This window comes from Pseudomonas sp. AC463 (genome assembly GCF_979253585.1).
Map to the genome: position 1 here is coordinate 234,227 of NZ_CEEDDZ010000007.1, position 21,551 is coordinate 255,777.

The window sequence follows — 21,551 nt, forward strand, 5'->3', positions numbered from 1 at the left end:
CCACGAGGGGGCGGTGCGCGCCCTTATTGGCTGTCCGGCTCATGCAGCTGCACTTGCAGCATTCTTTCCAGCTCCAGCATCAGCTTTTCCAGGGTTTTTACCGTCGCTTCGATTACCAGCCTGGCATCGCCACGGGCGCATGCCTGTTCAATGGCTTCGCACTGCGACGCCAATGCGCTGGCTTGCACGATACGGGCAGCGCCCTTGATCTTGTGGGCCTGTTCGGTGATGTCCTGGGGCGATGCCTGCGCGGCGATCAGTGCGAGCATTTCCTCGCGATCGCGGCGACTGCTGCTCAACAGTTCCTCCAGCAGGCGTCGGCTCATGTGCGGGTCTGCGCCGGTAAGGGCTTCGAAGTTGCCCAGGTCCAGGATCAGGCCGGGAGGTTTTGGGGTGACCCCCGCCAGCTGGCGCTCCAGGGCCGTGAGGCTGATGGGTTTGAACAGGCAGTCGTTCATGCCTGCCTCGGCGCAGCGCAGCTTCTCTTCGGGCTGGGCATTGGCGGTAAAGCCCAGGACGACACAGGGCGTCAGTTGCTCGCGCTGCTCGTATTCGCGGATCGAGCGACTCAGTTCGTAGCCGTTCATGATGGGCATGTTGCAGTCGGCGATCACCAGGTCGAAATGCTCCTGGCGCCATGCCTGGAAACCCGCGGAGCCGTTCTGGGCGGCGGTGAACTGGTGGCCCAGGTAGCCGAGCTGCTGGCACATCAACAGGCGGTTCGCCGGGTGATCGTCCACCACCAGCACATTGAGCACGGGCGCCGTCGCGGGCGCTTCGGGCTTGAGTTCGTCTACCGCCAGCACTGACTGCAGCCGCGTCATCGTCAGGCTCACATGCACCTGGGTGCCCACCATGGGCACGCTGCTCAGGCTAAGTTGACCGCCCATCATGGCGCACAGGCTGCGGCAGATCACCAGGCCCAGACCCGCGCCGCTCCTGGCCAATTGCCCGGAGTTGTCAGCCTGGGCAAAGGGTTCGAACAGGCGCATCTGATCGTCCCGGCTGATCCCGATCCCGGTGTCTTCCACCACCAGTTTCATTTCGACCTGCAGCGGCAGTTGGGTAGGCATGACCTCCACCTTGATCTTGACCTGGCCGTGTTCGGTGAACTTGATCGCATTGCTGACCAGGTTCGACAGCACCTGCTTGAACCGCAGCGGGTCGATCAGGACTTCGGTGTCGTCAAGGTCGGGCTTGAACTCCAGCAACATGCTGAGGGTTTTCTGCCGGGCCAGACCGTCGAAGACGCGCACCACCGACTCGATCACTTCCCGCAGGTTGACGCGTTCCGGCGCCAGGCTCAGGCGACCGGATTCGATCCGGGCGATGTCGAGGATATCGCCAATCAGCTCCAGCAGATCCTTGGCCGAGTTGTAGGCGACTTCGATGGCCGGGCGGTCGAGATGGCCCTGGTCGGCGCGCTTGAGGGTCAGCTCCAGCATGCCGATCACCGCGTTCATCGGCGTGCGGATTTCGTGGCTCATGGTGGCGAGGAACGTACTCTTGGCGCGATTGGCCTCGTCGGCGCGCTCCTTGGCGTCGCGAAGTTCGTCGAACAGCTGGCGTCGCTCGCTGATGTCGATCCAGCCGCCGATGATGCCCTGGACCTCGCCGACGGAGTCGCGGTACGGCAGGATCCAGTGGTAGATCGTGAGTTTTTTCCCGCGCAGGTGCAGCACACGGTCCAGGATCAGCGGGATACCTTCGGCCACTACTCGCTGATAGTCGGCGTGGTATTGCGCCGCTTCTGCCGCAAGGGCGGTGCTGACCTGCAGCACGCTTTTACCGATCACGTCTTCGCGCTTGACGTCGAACACTTGCAGGTAGCTGTCGTTGCAGGTCTGCAGCAGGCCCTTGCGATCACGGACGTAGATCGGGTGCGGGGTTTCATTGACCAGCGCACGCATGAACTCGAACTGATCGTTGAGGGCGCGCTCGGCCATTTTGCGGTGCTTGATCTGCCGGCGCATGTAGGCGTTCCAGCCCAGGGAAATCAGGAGCAGCAACCCGGTGCCGATGATGATGCGTGCAATCAGTTGGTGATAGTCGCGCCAGTAGCTGTCGGACGCAGCGCTATAGCCCCGCCAGCGACTGTTGATCACCCCCAGTTCATCCGGGTCGATGCTGAGCAAGGCCTTGTCGAGAATCGAGCTGAGTTCGGTGGCGCTGCGCGAGGTTGCCAGTGAAAACATGGCGGGGATCGTGCCAACGCTGAAGCTGATTTGCACCTTGTCCTGGAACACATGGGAAGACAGCAGGTAGTTGGCGACCACCAGGGTGTTCACGGCGCCGTCCACCTGGCCCTGTACCAGCAGTTCGGCCGAGGTGAAGGTGTCGCCGGTTTCTACCAGCTGGATCTTCGGGAAGTGTTCCTGCAGGAAACCCTTCAACGGGGTGCCCTGGGTCACCGCCAGGCGCTTGCCCTCCATTTCTTCCAGGCCGGTGGGTGCCAGCGGCTCTTTGCGCGTCAGCATCACATAGGAGTTTTCCAGGTAGGGGCGGCTGAAGCTCAACAGGGCTTCGCGTTCGATGCTGGGGGTGATCGCGCCTATGATGTCCGCGTCGCCGCTGTCGACCTGTTTGATGATGGCGTTGACGTCGCGCCCGCGCTGGATCTCGAAGCGTAGCCCGGTGCGCAGGCGAATCAGCTCCAGCAAGTCGGCCGTGATGCCGCGAAAGTTGCCATCGTTGTCGAAGAACGTCAGCGGTGCAAAGGTTGCGTTCACGATCACCTTGACCACCGGGTGTTCGCTGATCCAGCGCTCTTCGCGTTGGGTCAGTTGCAACTTCTGGTCGGTGAGCAGGATGTCGCTGCCAGCACTCCAGCGTTTGGCGATGGCTTCCCGTTCGTTGGTGGGCACGGTTCTCAGTACGCTGTCGACGATGCTCTGCAGGATGTGCTGGTGCTGCGCCATCGCAAAGCTGAAGCCATAGGCCTCATGTTTGCCGAAGTTGGCCATGCGGATATTCTTCAGGTACCCCTTGTTGATCATGTAATGGGTGGAAATGGTGTCGCCGAGAAATACGTCGGCCTGGTCGAATGCCACCGCATTCAAGGCGTTTTGATAGGAGGGGTAGGCGCGGATGATTGCCTTGGGGTAGAGCCTTTCAACCTCCCCCAGCGGCAGGTAGTGGTAGACCAGCGACAGGCGCATCCCGGCCAGCCCCTCGCTCAGGCTGCGGGTTTCGCCTTCGCGGGTGACCAGTACCGGGCGGTCCACCGCATACGGCTCCGACAGAGTGAGGTTGGGGTTCGCCGCCTCGAAGCCATTGGAGGAACCCAACAGGTCGATATCGCCTGTTTCAAGGGCGCGGATGGCGGCCTCGCGGGAGGAGTAGCGCAATACCTTGACCGGTATGGCCAGTGCCTTGGTCAGCAGGCCGGCGTAGTCGGCGGTGAGGCCCTCATAGTCACGCCCGCTGGAAGTGAGGTCAAAAGGCGGGTAGTCGGGAAACGAGGTGCCCAGCACCAATTCACGTTTGTTTTGCAGCCACAGGCGTTGGGCCTTGCTCAGGTAGGTTTCCAGTTGTACGGAGCTTGCGCGACTCAGTAAGTTGAAGTGTTCCGGGCCCTTTTGAGGGGTTGCAGGCACGGCGGTGCTGAAGCACAAGCCGGCACTCAATATAATCAGATAGTCCTTTATACACCTGGGCATCCGTTTTCTCACACTAGCGCGTTTCGTTTTGCCATCTCGATAAGTTCTACCAAGGATGTGGCTTGAAGTTTTTGCATCAGCCGCTTTTTATAAGTACTTACCGTCTTGTTACTGAGGAACATGCCTTTGGCAATTTCCTTGTTGGTACGGCCTTGTGCAAAAAGTTGCAATACCATCAATTCGCGATCATTGACGGCCTTGAACAGGTCCAGTTCCCTGGTATCCACGCCCTCCCGGCTGCTGCCGTTCAGGGCCTGGCTGGGGAAGTAGTTGTAGCCGGACAACACCGCGCGGATGGCGCTCAGCAACTCGCTCAGATCGCCTTCCTTGCACACGTAGCCATCGGCACCCGAACGCATGCAGCGCGTGGCAAAAAGGGTGGGGGACTGGGCGGTTAGCACCAGGGTCTTCATCGCGCAATTCATCGCGTTGAACCGGCACAGCACCTCCAGGCCGTCGAGTTTGGGAATGCTGATATCGAGGATGATCAGGTCCGGCAGGCATTCGCGGACCATTTGTATGGCGTCGCAGCCGTTATCCGTTTCGCCTACTACTTCATAACCTTCGTGCTCCAGTAACATTCGGATAGCAAGTCTTATAACCGGATGGTCATCAATAATAAAAACTGTGTTCATGATCACATTCCATGCAAGTGCAAATAAAGCGGGCACATTAGCTCAGAAGCTGAGGGCAGAGCATGAAGTCGAGGGGGAGTTGGTATAAAACAGGAAGTTTCCTACATAAAAAAAGGTAATAGCTGACCTATTGCCAAGGCTTTGTGAGGGGAGAGCTCAGTGTTTCAGCAGAGTGCGATTCGAATCGTTTTTCCAGGGATTTAACGGTGGTTTTGCAGGCACTTTTCGACGGGTTTATATGTTTGAAGTCCTACATTTATAACGTGGGTAATGAGCGGGTCAAACGCTCCAGCTCATCTTTGTTCAACGGTTTTGACAAGCAGCCGAGCAGTGGCAGGCCACGCTCCATTGCCTGGTTTTGCAGTGCGGACAATTCGGTGTCGGGAAGCCCGCTGAGCAAAATGGCAGCGCTGGTAAAGCGTCGGCGACTGGCGATCTCGATCAATTCAAGCCCGGGCAGGTCAGGCAGGCATTGATCGCACAGGATGATATCGAAGGGGGCATCCGCCAGCGTCATCAGACGGACCGCCTGTTCGGCGTTTTCGGCGGGGGTCAGTCGTTCGTAGCCGAAGCTTCTCAACAGGCACTGAGTGGCGAGCAGTTGAAAGGGATGGTCCTCCACCAACAGGATGCGAAGGTTGCTGCTGGGCATAGAAGGCACACAGTGAGTCGAGCGTCGATGGGGGGCACGCGGGTGCTAATCGCCAGATTGACCTGGAACGTGCGCGATTATTCTTTGTGCGTTTGTGTGAATTCGATCAGGCCGCTCTGTTCCCTTCGTAGGTGAAATCTGTTCGGTGAACAGGCGGCTGGATCGGCAGGGTCATTGCGGGCTGGAGCGCCCCGTCATTTCCCGCGCCATTTCGGTGGCATAACTGTCGGTCATGCCGGCGATAAAGTCGATCATGCGCAGGAACGAAGCGTGCAACGGCCACGCCGGGTTGGGGGCGTTGTTGCCCAGCAGATCGAGAATGCGCCGGTTCTTGAAAGAGGGCGTGCGCCCGCCATGTTGCTCCAGTGCCGCACCGCAAAAGGCGTTCAGGAGAATTTCCAGGGTGGTGTAGGCGCCGATCTCATGCAGAGTCTTGCGCTTGTCCTGAAAGATCTTCTTGCGCGCCATGTCTTTGGCATCCAGCACGCAGCGTTTGGCCGGGCCGTGCATGTGCTCCACCAGATCGCCGGGCAGGGTGCCGGCCAGCAAGGCATCCTGTTGTTCGACGAAGGCCTGGGCCGCCGCATTGGTCAGGTGTTCGATGGCCTTGCCGCGCAGGATCGCCAGCTTGCGGCGGCGGGAGTCCTGGGGGCCGAGTTGGCGGTAGGTCTGCGGCAGGTCGTCGCCTACCAGGTTGAGTAGCAGGGATTCAACCTCGGCGTATTCGAGCAACTCCATTTCCAGGCCGTCTTCCAGGTCGATCAAGGCGTAGCAGATATCGTCTGCGGCCTCCATCAGGTACACCAGCGGGTGGCGCGCCCAGCGTTGTTCCTCGAGTTGCGGCAGGCCGAGCTTGTGGGCGATCTGCTCGAGGATCGGCAGTTCGCTCTGGTAGCAGCCGAACTTGTGCTTCTTGTAGCCCAGGGCGTCGGCGTGGCGGGCGGTCCAGGGGTATTTGAGGTAGGTGCCCAGGGTCGCGTAGGTCAGCCGTGTGCCGCCGTCGAACTGGTGGTATTCCAGCTGGGTGAGCACGCGAAAGCCCTGGGCATTGCCTTCGAAGTTGAGGAAGTCATTGCGTTCTGCGCTGCTCATGTCATCCAGCCAGCCGCGCCCTGCGGCCTGCTGGAACCAATGGCGGATGGCATCTTCGCCGGAGTGCCCGAATGGTGGGTTGCCGATGTCATGGGCCAGGCAGGCCGATTGCACCACCATGCCCAGATCGCTCGGGTCGCACCAGTCGGGCAGGGCGCTGCGCAGGGTTTCACCGACGCGCATGCCGAGGGAGCGGCCGACACAGCTGACTTCCAGGGAGTGGGTCAGGCGCGTGTGGATATGGTCGTTGCTGGACACCGGGTGCACTTGGGTCTTGCGGCCCAGGCGGCGGAACGCGCCCGAGAAAATAATCCGGTCGTGGTCTTTGTGAAACGGGCTGCGGCCGAGTTCTTCGGGACTGTGCAGGGGTTTTCCAAGGCGTTCGCGGGTAAGCAGGGTGGGCCAATCCAAGGCGGGTACTCTCCGTGCGGTGAATGACCCCCCCAGCTTCCCGGTTCAGCGACGCCTGGGCAAGCGAAAATCTACAGGCCGGCCGCGTCGATATCGATTAACAGCAAACGTTGACCGTTATTGAAGAATTGTCCTGCAGTGAGGCAGTACTGGTTCGTGGTGGCGTCGCGGTAGGTGGAGGACAGCGTCAGGCGGCGCTCGTCCCAGCCTTCGGCCAGCAGGTGATAGAAGTACGGGCGCCACGACCAGTTGTGGCCCAGGTAGCGGCTGTCCGTCTGCCAGGCGTCCTGGCGCCATTCGAAGTTGGGCGTCAGTTGGGTGCCGTGCCGGTCGCACTGGTAAAAACGCAGCAACCAGGGGAAGGCTGGCAGCTTGGGCAACTGAGTCAGCGGCGCCTGGGTTTCGGCCCAGGTCTGCAGGATTTTCATCAGCTCGGCCAGTTGCTGGCGCAGCTGCATGATGCGTCCGCGCTCGGCTAGCTTTTGTTGGACGTAGGCCGCGCGCAGTTGGGCAAAGCGCGGTACGAAGGCGTCGGTGGCGAACCAGTCCAACTGCGCCTGGGCAAACAGGTAACCCTGCACATAACGCGAGCCGCATTCCAGGGCGAAATTCAGCTGCGCCTCGGTTTCCACGCCCTCGGCAATGATCCAGCAACCGGTTTTTTCCGCCATCTGTGCCAGGGCCCGCACCACTTCACTGCTCGGTCCGCCCTTGGCGGCTTCCTGAAACAGGCGCATGTCGAGCTTGAGGATATCCGGCTGCAAGGCCAGCACGCGGTCGAGCTGGGAGTAGCCGGCGCCGAAGTCATCAATGGCAATGCGCGCGCCGGCTTCGCGGTAGCGCGCGACCACGTCGGCCAGGCGGCGGATGTCGCCGCCCAGCTCGGTGATCTCGAATACGATGCGCCGTGGGTCGACCCCGTGGCTGTGGATCTGTTTCAGGCTCGGCAGTGCCTGGCCGGGGCGCAGACGGTTGATCCAGCGCGGGGAGATATTCAGGCTCAGGAACCAGTCTTCGGGGGCCTCGTGCAGGCGGCTCAACGCGTTGTCGCGGATCTGCCGGTCGAGGCGCCGCAAGCTCACACCCGGCGTGCGCGGGTCGGCAAACAGCGGGCCTACGGACTGCAAGCGGCCGTCGGCCTGGCGTAGGCGGCCCAGGGCCTCGACGCCGGCGATGCGCCCGGTGGCGGTGTCGATGAACGGTTGGAAGCAGGCGAGCGGTTGCCCGTCGATCACGGGGCCTCCTTAAAAGAATTGGCGAAAAAAGGCCCGGCCCTCGAAAACGAGGGCCGGGCCGTTTCTGTTAGCAAGAATGCAGCCAGCAGGGCTTAACTTTTGCGCGAACTGCCTTGCATCGCCAATTTGATCAATGGGATCAAGCCGGCGCCGAGTCTTACCAGGCGCGTCACACTGCTGATACTGCCGCCCTTGGCACCCTTGCCGGTGAAGAACCCCATCAGCGTAACCGCGGCCACGCCCCACAGCGGCGCGTGCTTGATGCCGATGTGGTCCTGCCAGTTATGGCGCATGTCCCGTACCTTGTGCAGGGGCGCCAACAATTGTTGGGATTCGTGACGGATCTCCTGGCGGTGCATTTCCATGCGCAGGCGGATCAGCGCCTTGCGCATTTCCCGGCGGGAGGTGTTGTGCGGGATTTCAGTCATGCTCATGGCAGCAGGCGCTCCCGGTCATTGGCCAGTTCTTCGAGGGTGGCGTGGAACGGCGTGGACTCATCGAACACCGCCGCTTTCAAGCGCACCCCGCAGAAGGCTGCAGCCAGGCTGTAGAACACACAGAGGCAGATAATTCCGGTCAGGCGGTAGCCGGTGTCCCACACCAGAATCATCACCAGTGTCGACAACCCCACCAGCAGCAGCAGGGCAAACACCAGTGCCAGCCCGGCAAACAGCAGCAGGCTGACGGTGCGCGCCTTCTGCTCCTGCAGCTCGATGCCAAACAATTCGACGTGGCTGTGCAACAAGCCTAGAACGGCTGCGCCCAGGCGTCGTGAGGTAGAACTTGCGCCCGTTGACGAGCCGGTTTCGCCGATAGACATAGTGTTAGCGCCTTGTAGCCAGCAGACCGATCAAAAAGCCCACACCGGCCGCGATGCCCACCGATTGCCATGGGTTGGCCTGTACGTAATCTTCGGTGGCAGCGACTGCCGCCTGGCCGCGTTCACGCAGGGAGTCTTCGGTCAGTTGCAGGGTTTCACGGGCCTTGAGCAGGCTGTCGTGGATCTTGCTGCGCAGCTCATCGGCCTGGTCGCCGGCGAGCACCTTGGTGTCGTCCAGCAACTTCTCGGTGTCGCTGACCAGGGTTTGAAAATCCGCCAGCAGTATTTCTTGAGCAGTCTTTGCAGTTCTTCTGGCCATGGTTATCTCCGTGATTGGCTGATCTTTACATTGGCTTTCGAGTCACCGGTATCGGTGAAGGTTCAGTGCAATTGTGTGGTACAGCTTTTGCTTTGCCTTGGTGCGCAGGCTCCGGGGCTTGCGCCGAATCCGGGCGGGCCAGGGCCGATGCCTTGAAAAACCTTACCCTAATTAACCGAAACTCGCGGAAAAACCCTGTCGGTAACGGCCTGTTGTGTTGATCGCTGCGCTAAAGCGGTTCACGCCTCCTCAAAGAGCGGCGGTGCCGGTGGTGCCAATTTAGTGCGCGCAACCCTGGCTTGAACCGCTTTGGTGCTTTTTGCCTTTAATGCAGGCCTGCCAACCTCCATGGAAAATTTGCAAAGCGCGGTGGACACCCTTGTCCATAGCTCCAACACCCTGTTCATCCTGATCGGTGCGGTCATGGTTCTGGCCATGCACGCCGGCTTCGCGTTCCTGGAAGTCGGCACGGTGCGCCAGAAAAACCAGGTGAATGCGCTGTCGAAAATTCTCAGCGACTTCGCCATCTCCACCCTGGCTTATTTCTTTATAGGCTATTGGATCTCTTACGGTGTGAGCTTCATGCAACCGGCGGCAGTAATCAGCGCCGACCATGGCTATGGCCTGGTGAAGTTCTTTTTCCTGCTGACCTTTGCGGCGGCGATCCCGGCGATCATTTCCGGGGGCATTGCCGAGCGTGCAAAGTTCGCGCCCCAGCTGTGCGCCACGGCGCTAATCGTGGCCTTCATCTACCCGTTCTTCGAAGGCATGGTGTGGAACGGCAATTTCGGCCTGCAAGCCTGGCTGCTGGCGACCTTTGGCGCGAGCTTCCATGACTTCGCCGGCTCCGTGGTGGTGCACGCCATGGGCGGCTGGCTGGCGCTGGCGGCGGTGCTGTTGCTGGGGCCGCGCAACGGGCGCTATCGCGAAGGGCGCCTGGTGGCGTTTGCGCCGTCGAGCATTCCGTTTTTGGCCCTGGGCTCGTGGATCCTGATCGTCGGCTGGTTCGGCTTTAACGTGATGAGCGCCCAGACCCTCAATGGCGTGAGCGGCCTGGTGGCGGTCAACTCGCTGATGGCCATGGTCGGCGGCACCGTCGCCGCGCTGGTGATCGGCCGCAATGACCCGGGTTTCCTGCATAACGGCCCGTTGGCCGGTTTGGTGGCGATCTGTGCGGGTTCCGACCTGATGCACCCGGTGGGCGCGCTGGTGACTGGCGTGGTGGCCGGCGGCCTGTTTGTGTGGTGCTTTATCGCCGCCCAGGACCGCTGGAAGATCGACGACGTACTGGGTGTGTGGCCGCTGCACGGCCTGTGTGGCGTGTGGGGCGGCATCGCTTGCGGCATCTTCGGCCAGACCGCGTTGGGTGGCTTGGGCGGCGTGAGCCTGATCAGCCAGTTGATCGGCACCGCGCTTGGCGTGCTGGTGGCATTCGGTGGCGGCCTGCTGGTGTACGGCGTGATCAAGCGCGTGCACGGGCTGCGCCTGAGCCAGGAAGAGGAGTATTACGGCGCGGACCTGTCGATCCACAAGATCGGCGCGGTCAGCCAGGATTGACCGGCGGCGCATCCACCCCGTGCAGCAGCCGGTAGCGGTTATGCCGCACTTCCTCCACCCGCGCCTGCACCTGTTGCGCCGGCAGGCCCAGCAGGGCCAGGGCGTGGGAGGCGAGCATCAGGCTCGATTCCAATAGCTCGGGCACCACTTCGGTGGCGCCTGCGGCTTTCAATTCGGCCCACTGGCTGTCATCGCGGGTGCGCACCAGGATGGGCACCTCGGGGTTGATCCTGCGCGCCTCTTTCAGCACCGTCAGGGCAACATCGCTGTCGTCCACGGCAATCACCACCAACCGCGCGCGTTCCAGGCCGACCGCACTGAGCAGCGCGCCACGGCGGCAGTCGCCGTAGTGCACGCTGCGGTCTTCGCTGGCGGCTTCCTGAACGCGCTCCGGGTCGTCATCCAGGGCGATAAAGCTTTGTTGCTCGCCGCGTAGAAAACGCCCGATGGATTGCCCGACGCGGCCGTAGCCGCAAATCACCGCGTGGCCGCGCAACTCGGCGTTGAGCGCGGTGATTTCCTCCAGTTGCACCTGTTGGTTGGGTTTGCGATGCAGGCGCAGGGCAATCGCCGGTGCCGCACGCAGCAACAACGGCGTCAGCAGCATCGAGCAGAAGGTAGCGGCCAGCAGCAGCCCGTTGAACTCATCCGGGATCAACCGGCTCTGCTGCATCTGCGCCATCAAGGCAAAACAGAACTCGCCACCCTGGGCAAGGGCCAGGCCGCTGCGCCAGGCGGTTTCACTGTCGCTGCCGCGCAGCTTGACCAGGGCGGCGACCACGCAGCCTTTCACCAGCATGAGCGCGAGGGTCAGGCCGAGAATCAGCAGGCTATGGCTGATGAACAATTGCAAGTCGATCAGCATGCCGATGCTGACAAAAAACAGCCCCAGCAGGATGTCGCGAAACGGGCGGATATCCGCTTCGATCTGGTGGCGGTAATGGCTTTCGCCCAGCAGCATGCCGGCCAGGAATGCGCCGAGGGCAGGCGACAGGCCCAGCAGGTGCGTGAGCCACGCGGTGAGCAACACGATCACCAGCGCCAACAGCACAAACAGCTCGGCCGAGTGGGAGGCCGCCACTTCCCGAAACAGGCGCGGCAACAACCAGCGGCTGGCCAGCAGCAGGCCGACAAACAGCACCACGGTTTTGCCCAGCGTCAGCGGCAGCGCCCAATACCAGGCTTGCTCGCTGCTGCCGGCGAACACCGGCACCAGGGTCAGCAGCAACACTGCCACCACATCCTGGAACAGCAATACGCCAATCGCGTTCTGGCCGTGGCTGCTGAAGATTTCGCCGAGGCTGGTCAACTCCTTGCTGACGATGGCCGTGGACGACAGCGCCAGGCCTGCGCCGAGCAGCAAGGCGATGCCCGGCGCCACGCCCAGGGCCATCAACAAGCCGCCCAGCAACGCCCCGCAGCCCAGCACCTGCAAGCTGCCCAGGCCGAATACCACGCGGCGCAGAGCGAGCATTTTGGTCAGGGAAAACTCCAGGCCCAGGGAGAACAGCAGGAACACCACGCCCAGTTCGGCGAGGTCGGGCAGGTCTTCGCTGTCGTTTACCCAGTCCAGCGCGGTGGGCCCCACGGCCAGGCCCACGCACAGGTAGCCGAGCACGGGTGGCAGTTGCAGGCGGCGAAACAGTGCGATCACCACCAGGGATGAGGCCAGAATGATCAGCAGGTTGGCAAACACAGGCAACTCCGTTGCAGGGGGGCGGCAAAAAGCCGCGAGCATCGCTGAGTCAGTTATAGGTCATGCTGATCTGGATCAGGTTTTTTGTTGTGGCAAGCGGGCTTAGAATGGTCGCCTGTTTTCTGATCAGGTCTATTCGTCATGCTTCCTGAATGCCAGTTGTTCGGCACCCTGGGTTGCCACCTGTGTGAGTTTGCCGAGGCCGAAATCATGCCGCTCGTCGAACACGGTTTGTTGGTGGAGCTGGTGGATATCACCGAGCCCGTCGACCTGACCGAAGCCTACGGCCTAAGGATTCCGGTACTGCGCCGGGTGGATACCGGCGCAGAGCTGGACTGGCCGTTCGACACCGAGCAGGTGGTTTCCTTCCTTCGTTAAGGTTTATCCGATGGCGGGTTTCCAAATATTGCGATACTGTATGCCCGTACAGTAAAGGAATAAAGGAAACGCCCGTGGTGAATGTCGAACAACTTAAAAGCAGCGTCAATCGCATGTCCGCCGACGTGGTGCGCGATGCGGTGAACGAGCTGCGCCTCGATGGCCTGGTCACGGAAGGCAAGACGCCCTTTAGCAAAGTGCATTTCAACACCTGTTTTGCCGAGATCGAGGCGTTGTTCCAGCGCGCCGGTTATCACAAGCAGCTGGACGTGGTGGGTTACCAGGGGTTGCTCTACGCGCTGTACGACCCCGGGCGCTGGGAGGCGGTGGATGTGCTGCGCTGGCTCAAGGAGTTCACCGACGCGGCCAGTGCCTCGCCGATCCTCCGGGCCGAATTGGCCAAGCCCTGAGATCCGCCCTAGGCTCCATCCCGCTCCATGCGGGATAATGCCCGCCTGTTTTTCCAGGCTTCGAGCATTGCCATGTCCAGTTCCGGTTTTTCCGCGTCCCAGCACCAAGCCAGCACCCTGTACCTGCCGCCTGGCCCTTGGGCGACGGTACTGGATTGCCTGTGCGACCACTTCCCGGCCATCAGCCGTGAACACTGGCTGGATCGCATCGCCCGCGGCCGGGTGCTGGATATCAACGGCAGCCCGATCAGCCAGGGCCTGGCGTACAAGGAGGGCCTGTGCATTTATTACTTTCGCGAAGTGCCGAACGAAAAGGTCATCCCGGTACAGGAAACCATCCTGTACGCCGACGACCATCTGGTGGTGGCCGATAAACCGCATTTCCTGCCCGTGACGCCGGCCGGTGAGTATGTCGAGCAAACCCTGTTGCGCCGCCTGATTCGCCGCCTGGACAACCCCGCGCTGGTGCCCCTGCATCGCATCGACCGGCATACCGCGGGCCTGGTGCTGTTCTCGGCCAACCCGGCGAGTCGCTCGGCTTACCAGCAGCTGTTTCCCACACGCAAGATCGATAAATTCTACGAAGCCATCGCTCCGGCGCTGCCTGGGTTGAGCTTCCCGCTGGTGCATAAAAGTCGCCTGGTGGACGGCGAACCGTTCTTTCGCATGCAGGAAGGCGAAGGCGCCAGCAATACGGAAACTGGCGTTGAAGTGCGTGAGAAAAACGGCGACCTATGGCGCTATGGCCTGTTCCCGGTGACGGGCAAGAAGCACCAGTTGCGTGTGCACATGACGGCGCTGGGGGCGAGCATCTGTAACGACCCGTTCTACCCGGACGTGATCAAGGATGCCGTGGACGATTACGCCAATCCGCTGAAACTGCTTGCTCAAGGCGTGCGTTTTATAGACCCGGTCACCGGTGAAGAGCGCAGTTTCCGCAGCCAGATCACCCTCGACTGGTAACCCCCGCAAACAACAAGGCCCGCGCGAGGCGGGCCTTGTTGGCAAACGCTAAGACTTACAGGTCTTTAACGGTGCGGACCTGATCCTTGTTGATGCGGGTCTGCTTGCCGTCCAGCTGTTCGAACTCATAGAAGCCCGAATCCTTATCGAATTTAGGGGTGTCGACGGCCTGGATTTCGCGACCGTCATTCAGGGTGATCACTGTAGGCGAGGCGCAACCGGCGAGGGTGGCGAGGCCCAGTGCAAGCATGAGAGCGGCGATGGTCCGTTGAGTCATGGGTGTTGTCTCCGAGAGAATACTTTTTAATTGCTGACCTTGTGACGTGTAAGACGTCGCCAAAGTTCCTTGTGCGAAAGTTCATTCTGACACGTCAGACCTTGGGTGCAACAGCTGCGGCGTATTCAAGTTGGCCAGGCGTGGATCATCCGCCGGGCATTCCAGGCCGATGCCGCCCAGTTGCAGGAAGATCTTGCGCGGGCTGCGCTCTCCGGCGTGCCAGGCCTGTTCTATCTCAGGTTGCAGGTAGGTGGGGATGATGCAGATCAAGGGTTCCCAGAATTCGCCGTGACGTACCATGACCGGCCAGAGTGGATTGCGGCGTGCAATCTCGCGCAGGTCGTCAAGAAGTCCCACGTCGATGTTGGGTACGTCGCACGGCAATATCAGCAAATGCGCATGCCGCGCCGCCGCCAGGCCGGCGCGGATGCCGGCCAGCGGGCCGGGAAAGTCCGGGCTGTCGTCGCTCACCAGCTGGTCGGCGTAGGGCGCGTACCGGTCGTGGTTGCGGTTGCACGAGATGATCAGGTCATCGGTGAGCGGCCGGGTCAGGCTTTGCAGATGGGCGATCAGGGGCTGGCCGTGCCACGCCAGCAGGCCTTTGTCCTGGCCACCCATGCGCTGGCCACGGCCGCCGGCCAGCAACAGAATCGAACAGGGCAGGGGCGAATAATCGAGAGACATGGTGGTTCCGCTGCGGCAGGTAAATAGGGCCCTGTGATATAACATCGGGCTGTTCCTTCGACAACCGGACCGAGCCATGAAAGCCAAGGCCGATGCGCCCTTCGTACCCCTGAATATTGCTGTGCTGACCGTCAGCGACACCCGCACCCTCGACACCGACACCTCGGGCCAGGTCTTCGTCGACCGCCTGACTGCCGCCGGCCACAACCTGGCCGAGCGCGTGCTGCTCAAGGACGACCTCTACAAGATCCGCGCCCAGGTTGCCCACTGGATCGCCGAAGACGTGGTGCAAGTGGTGCTGATCACCGGCGGCACCGGCTTCACCGGCCGCGACAGCACGCCTGAAGCCGTAAGCTGCCTGCTGGACAAGCAGGTCGACGGTTTCGGCGAGCTGTTCCGCCAGATCTCCGTGGCCGATATCGGCACCTCCACCGTGCAATCGCGCGCCCTGGCCGGCCTGGCCAATGGCACGCTGGTGTGCTGCCTGCCGGGTTCCACCAACGCGGTGCGCACCGGCTGGGACGGCATCCTCGCCGAGCAACTGGATAACCGCCATCGCCCGTGCAACTTCGTGCCGCACCTCAAGCAGGCCGAACCCTGTGAATCCCGTGGGTAAGCCCGGCAAGACTGGCGCCCTGATGCCGGTGGAAGACGCGTTGCAGCAATTGCTGGACATGGCCGCGGCCGCACCGATCCGCGAGGAACACGTGCTGCCCCTGGCCGAGTGCGATGGCCGCGTCCTGGCCCAGGACCTGACCTCCACCCTTGACCTGCCGCCCTGGCCCAACAGCGCCATGGACGGCTACGCCCTGCGCCTTTCGGACTGGGCCGGTGAGCCGCTGGTGGTGAGCCAGCGCATTTTCGCCGGCAACGCGCCACAGCCGTTGGCGGCCGGCACCTGCGCGCGCATCTTCACCGGCGCGCCGGTACCCGCAGGCGCCGACTGCGTGGAAATGCAGGAAAACGCCGTGGTCCACGCCGACGAGCGCGTGAGCTTTACCGAGCCGTTGCACGCCCACCAGAACATCCGCCCCCAAGGCCAGGAAACCACCGTCGGCGAATTGGTGCTCAACGCTGGCACGCGCCTGGGCCCGATTGAACTGGGGCTGGCCGCCTCCCTTGGGCAAGCTCGCCTGAGCGTGATCCGCCGCCCGCGCGTGGCGGTGCTGTCCACCGGTGACGAGTTGATCGAACCAGGATTGCCGCTGGGCCCGGGCCAGATCTACAACAGCAACCGCCGCGTGCTGTGCTCATGGCTGGAACGCATGGGTTGCGAAGTGATCGACGCCGGCATCCTCCCGGATAACCTGGAAAAAACCCGTACATGCCTGGCGGGCCTGGGCAATGTCGACTTGATCCTGTCCACCGGCGGCGTGTCGGTGGGCGAGGCGGACTTCCTCGGTATCGCCCTGCGCGAAGAGGGCGAACTGGCCCTGTGGAAGCTGGCGATCAAACCGGGCAAGCCGCTGACCTTCGGGCATTTCCGTGGCGTGCCGGTGATCGGCCTGCCGGGCAATCCGGCGTCGACCCTGGTGACGTTTGCGCTGCTGGCGCGTCCGTACCTGCTGCGCCGCCAGGGTGTGCAGGAGGTGGCGCCGTTGCGTTTTGAAGTGCCAGTGGGGTTCACGTGGCCCAAGCCGGGCAATCGCCGCGAGTATCTGCGCGGGCGGATTGAGCAGGGCAAGGCGATCATTTACCGCAACCAGAGTTCTGGCGTGCTGCGCAGCGCGGCGTGGGCGGAAGGGTTTGTGGAGGTGCTGGAGGGGACGACGCTGGAGATGGGCGACCGGGTCAATTTCATCCCGCTGAGTGAAGTCCTGAACTGAGCACAAATCCAATGTGGGAGGGGGCTTGCCCCCTCCCACATTTGGATCTTTGTAGGTTTGGAGGCGCTCAGTAATCATCCCCGCGCTCAGTCACATCCCGCTCCACCGGCCCGGCATTCGGGTCGTAACCCACCGGGAACTTGCCTTTGAGCGTCCAGGCAAACGCAATAATTTCGGCAATCGTGCGATACAACTCCTCCGGAATACTGTCGCCCAATTCCATGCGTGCCAGCAGTTTCACCAGCTCGGCATTCTCATAGATCGGGACTTCATTTTCCCGCGCCAGTTTCAGGATGGCTTCGGCCAGGGCGTCGTCGCCCTTGGCGGTCAGGGTCGGCGCTTGCTGGCCGTCGTACTTGAGCGCTATCGCCTGGCGCGGTGGGCTGGGGTTTTTCATGCGGTTTCGTCCACCCAGCGTTGCTCCAGTCCGGTTTTTGGCCCGCGCGGTGGTGTACCGAGGTGGCAGTCGAGGTCGCCGACGTTGAGGCCCGAGGTCACCAGGCGTTCACGCAAACTGCCCAAATGGCTTTCGATCAGGCTGGCGGTAAACGGTCGCGTGGCCCACAGCTGGCTGGACAATTTGCCCTGGGTCAGTTGCGCCTGAACCTGCAAAGGCCCCAGCGGCTCCATGTCCAGAGCCATCTCCACACGCCAGAGCATTTGCTTGGGGTCTTTTTTGTCTTTGCGTTCGGGCTGGTCCTTGTCCGGCGCCGGTTCCTCGCGCTGGAACTTGACCTGCAACGGCACGATGTCTTGCAAGGTGCGCATGGGGATTTCCAGTTGCCAGGTGGTTTGCAAGCGGCCATCGGCGGTGGTGCCGGTCTGCTCCAGGCTCGATAGCTGGTGGCTCTGCAGCCGCGAAATGGCGCCGGCGGCCAGGCGCAGCAGGTTTTCCAGGTCGCCTTCGCCTTCCAGTTTGGCCATCAACCGCTCGGGCAGCGGGAAGCCAACAGGCGTCTGCCGGGCGCTGACCTGACCCAACGTATTCAACGGGCTGCGCACAAAGTTGGGCATCACCTGGGCCAGGGTATTGGCGGCGAGGATTGCGCTCAGGTTGGTGCTGGCGGGCAGGGCGGGCAGCAGGTCCGCGACCAGCCGCAGCAGGGCGCCCTTCATGTCCAGCGGCGGCACTTGCGGGTTTTGCCCGGCGAGCAATTTGGCTTCCAGGAACGCGCCGCTGTTCTGGATCACCTGGGCCAGCACCTTGGGATTGCTCACCTGGGCCAGGTCGGGCAGGGCGGCCAGCAAGCGGTCGGCCGCCGCGCGCAGGTCGGCGGAGGTGCTGTCGCCGCGCGGCAGGTTCTGGATCGCGGTAAAGACTGCATCCAGCGAGCCCTGGCGACTTTGCTGGGTGGCGAGTTGCTGCGTGACCGCCAATTGATCCTTGAGGCCGCTCAACGGCACAAAATTCAACGTCTGCGCACTCTGCACCACGGCGCTGAGCAGGCTGCCGACGCGCAAGGGTTGCGGGCTTTCCACCGTAAGCGTCGCACCGGCCAACGCGTTATTGAGCACGGTGACCAATGAGCGGTAAATCGCCGGCTGCGCCGTGCCTTGCGGCAGCATCTGCGTGGTCAACACCTTGGCCTGTAACAGCGTGCCCACCGGCATCTGGTTGGTGTCGATGCGGGTGAGGGCGGCGACATTGGCGCTCAAGGCCTGCTGCAGGCTGAGGGTCAGGTTGCCCGCCGGGGTCTGGCTCACCGCCACATTGCTGCCCAACGGCAACGGCTGGGCGCTGCTGGCCTGCACCAGGGTCTGGCGGCCACCGTCGAGGGTCAGTTTGAGCAACAATTGAAAGGCTTCACCGCCTTGTTTAAGGGCGATGACTTCGGCATTCGCGGTTTTCCCCGGGTCGATCAAGCCGATCTGCGGTTCGAGCAGTTTCAGCAGTTCACCGCCCGCAGGCAGCGGCGCAGGCCCGGTAGCCGGGGCTGGAGGCAGCGTAGGAAGGTTGATCTCACCGGTCATCGTGCACGTCGTCTCTGGGGAAATTGCCCTCTTTAGAGTAGGGCATCGCATGTATAATGCCGCCCGTCTGCAAAGAGAGCGCTAAAAACCTCACAACTATTTGATCCAGCTCTCTAAAATCGGTCGCCAAAGCCGTTATTGTGCATCTCTCTATAACGGCCGCTGCACCGCCGACTTGAACCGTAAAGGCCCGCGATCTCTTGACCAGCCCTCTTCTTGAAGCCGTAGCGCTCTCCTGTGAACGCGACCTGCGCCTGCTGTTCGAACACCTCGAACTGCGGCTGGCGGGCGGCGACATGGTGCAGGTCAGCGGGCCCAATGGCAGCGGCAAGACCAGCCTGTTGCGCCTGCTGGCCGGGTTGATGCAGCCCACGGCCGGTGAAGTACGCCTCAACGGCAAACCCCTGAATCAACAACGCAGCACGCTGGCACGTAACCTGATCTGGATCGGCCACGCCGCCGGCATCAAGGACGTGCTCACCGCCGAAGAAAACCTCAGCTGGCTCAGCGCCCTGCATCACCCCGCATCTCGCGATGCCATCTGGCAGGCGCTGGCGGCGGTCGGCCTCCAGGGTTTTGAAGACGTGCCTTGCCACACCCTGTCCGCCGGCCAGCAGCGCCGCGTGGCCCTCGCGCGTTTGTACCTGCCCGGCCCGCCGTTGTGGATTCTCGACGAACCCTTCACCGCCCTCGACAAACACGGGGTTGCCCAGCTCGAAGAACACCTGGCGCAACATTGCGAGCAGGGCGGCACCGTCTTGCTGACCACCCACCACACGCTCACACGCCTGCCCGCCGGTTACCGCGAGCTGGATTTGGCGCGGTGGTCAGCATGAGTGTGTTCGCCCTGCTGGTCGCCCGCGAAGCGCGGCTGCTGTGCCGTCGCCCGGCCGAGCTGGCCAACCCGCTGGTGTTCTTTGCGATTGTGATCGCGCTGTTCCCGTTGGCGGTCGGCCCGGAGACTAAACTGTTGCAAACCTTGTCCCCAGGACTGGTGTGGGTGGCGGCGCTGTTATCGGTTCTGCTCTCGCTGGACGGGCTGTTTCGCAGTGATTTCGAAGACGGTTCCCTGGAACAGTGGGTCCTTTCGTCGCACCCATTGCCACTTCTGGTACTGGCCAAGGTGCTGGCACACTGGGCTTTTTCCGGCTTGGCGCTAGTCTTGCTCTCGCCGCTGCTGGCGATGATGCTGGGGTTGCCCGTCGAGTGCCTGCCGGTATTGTTGCTGTCCTTGTTGCTCGGTACGCCGGTGCTCAGCCTGTTGGGGGCGGTGGGCGCAGCGTTGACCGTCGGTTTGAAGCGTGGTGGCCTGCTGCTGGCCCTGCTGATTCTGCCTTTGTATATCCCGGTATTGATCCTCGGCAGTGGCGCTTTACAAGCCGCGCTCATGGGTATGCCGGCGACCGGTTACCTCCTGTGGCTGGCTAGCCTGACCGCCCTGGCGGTAACCCTGACACCCTTTGCCATAGCGGCCGGCCTGAAGATCAGCGTCGGCGAATAATGAGGTCTGACCCAGCGTTACGCTGAGTCAGTAAAGACCCTACGCTTCTCGCAACGACGAGCAGCAACCGTGAGAAACAGCAATGAACTGGACCTGGTTTCACAAGCTCGGCTCGCCCAAATGGTTCTACGGCATCAGTGGCAAGCTGCTGCCGTGGTTGAGCGTCGCCGCCATCCTGCTGATCGGCGTCGGGCTGGTTTGGGGTCTGGCCTTCGCGCCGCCCGACTACCAGCAAGGCAACAGCTTTCGCATCATCTATATCCACGTGCCTGCCGCGATGCTGGCCCAGTCCTGCTACGTGATGCTGGCGGTGTGCGGCATCGTCGGCCTGGTGTGGAAGATGAAGCTGGCCGACGTGGCCCTGCAATGCGCCGCGCCCATCGGTGCGTGGATGACCGCCGTGGCGCTGGTCACCGGCGCGATCTGGGGCAAGCCCACCTGGGGTTCGTGGTGGGTGTGGGATGCGCGACTAACGTCCATGTTGATCCTGCTGTTCCTGTACTTCGGTCTGATTGCCCTCGGTAACGCGATCAGTAATCGTGACAGCGCCGCCAAGGCCTGCGCGGTGCTGGCGATTGTCGGCGTGATCAACATCCCAATCATCAAATACTCGGTGGAGTGGTGGAACACCCTGCACCAGGGCGCCACCTTCACCCTCACCGAAAAACCGGCGATGCCCGTGGAAATGTGGGCGCCGCTGCTGCTGATGGTACTGGGCTTCTACTGTTTCTTCGGCGCCGTATTGCTGATGCGCATGCGCCTCGAAGTGCTCAAGCGTGAAGCCCGCGCCAGTTGGGTCAAGGCCCAAGTGCAGAGCAGCCTGGGAGCGCGCGCATGAGTTTTGCCTCGTTCAGTGATTTTCTCGCCATGGGCCATCACGGCCTGTATGTCTGGACGGCCTATGGCATCTGCCTGGCGGTGCTGGCCCTCAACGTCGTCGCGCCGATCCTGGCCCGCAAGCGTTACCTGCAACAAGAGGCGCGTCGTCTGCGCCGGGAGACCGAAAAGTGAACCCCCTGCGTAGAAAGCGTCTGTTGATCATCCTTGCCATCCTGGCCGGCGTCGGCATTGCCGTGGCCCTGGCCTTGAGCGCTTTGCAGCAGAACATCAACCTGTTCTACACCCCGACCCAGATCGCCAATGGCGAAGCACCTGTGGACACACGCATCCGCGCCGGCGGCATGGTGGAGAAGGGTTCGTTGAAACGCTCCGCCGACTCCCTGGACGTGACCTTCGTGGTCACCGACTTCAGCAAGTCCGTAACCATCAGCTATCGCGGCATCCTCCCGGACCTGTTCCGCGAAGGCCAGGGCATCGTCGCCCTGGGCAAGCTCAACGCCGAGGGCGTGGTGGTGGCCGACGAAGTGCTGGCCAAGCACGATGAGAAATACATGCCGCCGGAAGTCACCAAGGCCCTCAAAGACAGCGGCCAGTCCGCACCAACGCCTGCCAAGGAGGGCTAAGT

24 protein-coding genes are annotated in these 21,551 nt (G+C 62.2%); 11 read left to right on the forward strand and 13 right to left on the reverse strand.

What is annotated here, in order from left to right:
• Window positions 1-23: 23 nt before the first annotated feature.
• The 8 genes from AC0IYH_RS11420 to AC0IYH_RS11455 form a co-directional block, all read right to left on the reverse strand.
• The gene (locus tag AC0IYH_RS11420; RefSeq protein WP_471834380.1) at window positions 24-3,659 is read right to left on the reverse strand and encodes a transporter substrate-binding domain-containing protein; all 3,636 of its coding nucleotides are present in this window, start codon (window positions 3,657-3,659) and stop codon (window positions 24-26) included.
• Window positions 3,660-3,667: 8 nt separating this feature from the next.
• Window positions 3,668-4,294 carry a response regulator transcription factor gene (locus AC0IYH_RS11425; protein ID WP_116629625.1) on the reverse strand — a complete coding sequence of 209 codons (627 nt, stop codon included), beginning with the start codon at window positions 4,292-4,294 and terminating at the stop codon, window positions 3,668-3,670.
• 256 nt (window positions 4,295-4,550) lie between these two features.
• Entirely contained in the window at window positions 4,551-4,946 is a 396-nt protein-coding gene (locus AC0IYH_RS11430) for a response regulator (protein WP_471834381.1), read from the reverse strand.
• 171 nt (window positions 4,947-5,117) lie between these two features.
• On the reverse strand, window positions 5,118-6,449 hold the full coding sequence (locus tag AC0IYH_RS11435; RefSeq protein WP_116629627.1) for a deoxyguanosinetriphosphate triphosphohydrolase: 1,332 nt from the start codon (window positions 6,447-6,449) through the stop codon (window positions 5,118-5,120).
• Window positions 6,450-6,520: 71 nt separating this feature from the next.
• Window positions 6,521-7,684: an EAL domain-containing protein gene (locus AC0IYH_RS11440; RefSeq protein WP_116629628.1), complete on the reverse strand. Its 1,164-nt coding sequence runs from the start codon at window positions 7,682-7,684 to the stop codon at window positions 6,521-6,523.
• A 92-nt stretch (window positions 7,685-7,776) separates the two neighbouring features.
• Window positions 7,777-8,118, reverse strand: coding sequence for a hypothetical protein (locus AC0IYH_RS11445; RefSeq protein ID WP_116629629.1), 342 nt, complete (start codon window positions 8,116-8,118; stop codon window positions 7,777-7,779).
• Window positions 8,115-8,504: a phage holin family protein gene (locus tag AC0IYH_RS11450; protein WP_116629630.1), complete on the reverse strand. Its 390-nt coding sequence runs from the start codon at window positions 8,502-8,504 to the stop codon at window positions 8,115-8,117. The genes AC0IYH_RS11445 and AC0IYH_RS11450 overlap by 4 nt, the downstream gene beginning before the upstream one ends.
• 4 nt (window positions 8,505-8,508) lie before the next feature.
• Window positions 8,509-8,823 carry an ElaB/YgaM/YqjD family protein gene (locus AC0IYH_RS11455; protein ID WP_471834384.1) on the reverse strand — a complete coding sequence of 105 codons (315 nt, stop codon included), beginning with the start codon at window positions 8,821-8,823 and terminating at the stop codon, window positions 8,509-8,511.
• A gap of 348 nt (window positions 8,824-9,171) precedes the next feature.
• Here AC0IYH_RS11455 and AC0IYH_RS11460 point away from each other — a divergent pair, with 348 nt between their 5' ends.
• Window positions 9,172-10,380 (forward strand): ammonium transporter, encoded by a 1,209-nt coding sequence (locus AC0IYH_RS11460; protein WP_116629694.1) that lies wholly within the window; start codon window positions 9,172-9,174, stop codon window positions 10,378-10,380.
• Here AC0IYH_RS11460 and AC0IYH_RS11465 read toward each other — a convergent pair.
• Complete coding sequence (locus AC0IYH_RS11465; protein ID WP_116629632.1) at window positions 10,367-12,076, reverse strand: monovalent cation:proton antiporter-2 (CPA2) family protein; 1,710 nt, start codon at window positions 12,074-12,076, stop codon at window positions 10,367-10,369. The genes AC0IYH_RS11460 and AC0IYH_RS11465 overlap by 14 nt on opposite strands.
• Before the next feature lie 141 nt (window positions 12,077-12,217).
• Between AC0IYH_RS11465 and AC0IYH_RS11470 the strand changes: the two genes are divergently transcribed.
• The 3 genes from AC0IYH_RS11470 (at window position 12,218) to AC0IYH_RS11480 (ending at window position 13,827) form a co-directional block, all read left to right on the forward strand.
• Window positions 12,218-12,454: a glutaredoxin family protein gene (locus AC0IYH_RS11470; RefSeq protein ID WP_116629633.1), complete on the forward strand. Its 237-nt coding sequence runs from the start codon at window positions 12,218-12,220 to the stop codon at window positions 12,452-12,454.
• A 74-nt stretch (window positions 12,455-12,528) separates the two neighbouring features.
• Window positions 12,529-12,864: a transcriptional regulator gene (locus AC0IYH_RS11475; protein ID WP_116629634.1), complete on the forward strand. Its 336-nt coding sequence runs from the start codon at window positions 12,529-12,531 to the stop codon at window positions 12,862-12,864.
• A gap of 72 nt (window positions 12,865-12,936) precedes the next feature.
• Window positions 12,937-13,827 (forward strand): pseudouridine synthase, encoded by an 891-nt coding sequence (locus AC0IYH_RS11480; RefSeq protein WP_471834434.1) that lies wholly within the window; start codon window positions 12,937-12,939, stop codon window positions 13,825-13,827.
• Window positions 13,828-13,882: 55 nt separating this feature from the next.
• Here the strand turns inward: AC0IYH_RS11480 and AC0IYH_RS11485 are convergent, their stop codons facing one another.
• Entirely contained in the window at window positions 13,883-14,104 is a 222-nt protein-coding gene (locus AC0IYH_RS11485; RefSeq protein WP_016978480.1) for a YgdI/YgdR family lipoprotein, read from the reverse strand.
• An 81-nt stretch (window positions 14,105-14,185) separates the two neighbouring features.
• Window positions 14,186-14,788, reverse strand: a complete 603-nt coding sequence (mobA, locus tag AC0IYH_RS11490; protein ID WP_471834386.1) for a molybdenum cofactor guanylyltransferase MobA — start codon at window positions 14,786-14,788, stop codon at window positions 14,186-14,188.
• Window positions 14,789-14,864: 76 nt separating this feature from the next.
• Here mobA and moaB point away from each other — a divergent pair, with 76 nt between their 5' ends.
• Together moaB and AC0IYH_RS11500 are read left to right on the forward strand one after the other, a co-directional pair.
• Window positions 14,865-15,404, forward strand: coding sequence for a molybdenum cofactor biosynthesis protein B (gene moaB, locus AC0IYH_RS11495; protein WP_056857153.1), 540 nt, complete (start codon window positions 14,865-14,867; stop codon window positions 15,402-15,404).
• Window positions 15,388-16,614 (forward strand): molybdopterin molybdotransferase MoeA, encoded by a 1,227-nt coding sequence (locus AC0IYH_RS11500; RefSeq protein WP_471834388.1) that lies wholly within the window; start codon window positions 15,388-15,390, stop codon window positions 16,612-16,614. Before moaB ends, AC0IYH_RS11500 begins: the two co-directional genes overlap by 17 nt.
• 67 nt (window positions 16,615-16,681) lie before the next feature.
• On the opposite strand, the gene AC0IYH_RS11505 is transcribed toward AC0IYH_RS11500, so the two are convergent.
• On the reverse strand, window positions 16,682-17,011 hold the full coding sequence (locus tag AC0IYH_RS11505; RefSeq protein WP_101268030.1) for an EscU/YscU/HrcU family type III secretion system export apparatus switch protein: 330 nt from the start codon (window positions 17,009-17,011) through the stop codon (window positions 16,682-16,684).
• Complete coding sequence (fliK, locus tag AC0IYH_RS11510) at window positions 17,008-18,585, reverse strand: flagellar hook-length control protein FliK (RefSeq protein WP_471834390.1); 1,578 nt, start codon at window positions 18,583-18,585, stop codon at window positions 17,008-17,010. The genes AC0IYH_RS11505 and fliK overlap by 4 nt, the downstream gene beginning before the upstream one ends.
• Window positions 18,586-18,785: 200 nt before the next feature.
• Between fliK and ccmA the strand changes: the two genes are divergently transcribed.
• From ccmA to ccmE, 5 genes are all read left to right on the forward strand, one after another.
• A complete protein-coding gene (ccmA, locus tag AC0IYH_RS11515) occupies window positions 18,786-19,421 on the forward strand; it encodes a cytochrome c biogenesis heme-transporting ATPase CcmA (protein WP_122773076.1) in 636 nt (211 codons plus the stop codon).
• Window positions 19,418-20,086, forward strand: a complete 669-nt coding sequence (gene ccmB, locus AC0IYH_RS11520; protein WP_116629696.1) for a heme exporter protein CcmB — start codon at window positions 19,418-19,420, stop codon at window positions 20,084-20,086. The genes ccmA and ccmB overlap by 4 nt, the downstream gene beginning before the upstream one ends.
• Before the next feature lie 82 nt (window positions 20,087-20,168).
• On the forward strand, window positions 20,169-20,924 hold the full coding sequence (locus tag AC0IYH_RS11525; protein WP_116629639.1) for a heme ABC transporter permease: 756 nt from the start codon (window positions 20,169-20,171) through the stop codon (window positions 20,922-20,924).
• The gene (ccmD, locus tag AC0IYH_RS11530; RefSeq protein ID WP_065924460.1) at window positions 20,921-21,097 is read left to right on the forward strand and encodes a heme exporter protein CcmD; all 177 of its coding nucleotides are present in this window, start codon (window positions 20,921-20,923) and stop codon (window positions 21,095-21,097) included. Before AC0IYH_RS11525 ends, ccmD begins: the two co-directional genes overlap by 4 nt.
• Window positions 21,094-21,549, forward strand: coding sequence for a cytochrome c maturation protein CcmE (ccmE, locus tag AC0IYH_RS11535; protein WP_116629640.1), 456 nt, complete (start codon window positions 21,094-21,096; stop codon window positions 21,547-21,549). Before ccmD ends, ccmE begins: the two co-directional genes overlap by 4 nt.
• Window positions 21,550-21,551 lie beyond the last annotated feature (2 nt).

Bases quoted from the DNA above. Each gene is read 5' to 3' on its own strand.
- AC0IYH_RS11420 (WP_471834380.1), bottom strand. From the start codon at position 3,659: ATGCCCAGGTGTATAAAGGACTATCTGATTATATTGAGTGCCGGCTTG.
- AC0IYH_RS11425 (WP_116629625.1), bottom strand. From the start codon at position 4,294: ATGAACACAGTTTTTATTATTGATGACCATCCGGTTATAAGACTTGCT.
- AC0IYH_RS11430 (WP_471834381.1), bottom strand. From the start codon at position 4,946: ATGCCCAGCAGCAACCTTCGCATCCTGTTGGTGGAGGACCATCCCTTT.
- AC0IYH_RS11445 (WP_116629629.1), bottom strand. From the start codon at position 8,118: ATGAGCATGACTGAAATCCCGCACAACACCTCCCGCCGGGAAATGCGC.
- AC0IYH_RS11450 (WP_116629630.1), bottom strand. From the start codon at position 8,504: ATGTCTATCGGCGAAACCGGCTCGTCAACGGGCGCAAGTTCTACCTCA.
- AC0IYH_RS11455 (WP_471834384.1), bottom strand. From the start codon at position 8,823: ATGGCCAGAAGAACTGCAAAGACTGCTCAAGAAATACTGCTGGCGGAT.
- AC0IYH_RS11460 (WP_116629694.1), top strand. From the start codon at position 9,172: ATGGAAAATTTGCAAAGCGCGGTGGACACCCTTGTCCATAGCTCCAAC.
- AC0IYH_RS11470 (WP_116629633.1), top strand. From the start codon at position 12,218: ATGCTTCCTGAATGCCAGTTGTTCGGCACCCTGGGTTGCCACCTGTGT.
- AC0IYH_RS11480 (WP_471834434.1), top strand. From the start codon at position 12,937: ATGTCCAGTTCCGGTTTTTCCGCGTCCCAGCACCAAGCCAGCACCCTG.
- AC0IYH_RS11485 (WP_016978480.1), bottom strand. From the start codon at position 14,104: ATGACTCAACGGACCATCGCCGCTCTCATGCTTGCACTGGGCCTCGCC.
- mobA (WP_471834386.1), bottom strand. From the start codon at position 14,788: ATGTCTCTCGATTATTCGCCCCTGCCCTGTTCGATTCTGTTGCTGGCC.
- moaB (WP_056857153.1), top strand. From the start codon at position 14,865: ATGAAAGCCAAGGCCGATGCGCCCTTCGTACCCCTGAATATTGCTGTG.
- AC0IYH_RS11505 (WP_101268030.1), bottom strand. From the start codon at position 17,011: ATGAAAAACCCCAGCCCACCGCGCCAGGCGATAGCGCTCAAGTACGAC.
- fliK (WP_471834390.1), bottom strand. From the start codon at position 18,585: ATGACCGGTGAGATCAACCTTCCTACGCTGCCTCCAGCCCCGGCTACC.
- ccmB (WP_116629696.1), top strand. From the start codon at position 19,418: ATGAGTGTGTTCGCCCTGCTGGTCGCCCGCGAAGCGCGGCTGCTGTGC.
- AC0IYH_RS11525 (WP_116629639.1), top strand. From the start codon at position 20,169: ATGAACTGGACCTGGTTTCACAAGCTCGGCTCGCCCAAATGGTTCTAC.
- ccmD (WP_065924460.1), top strand. From the start codon at position 20,921: ATGAGTTTTGCCTCGTTCAGTGATTTTCTCGCCATGGGCCATCACGGC.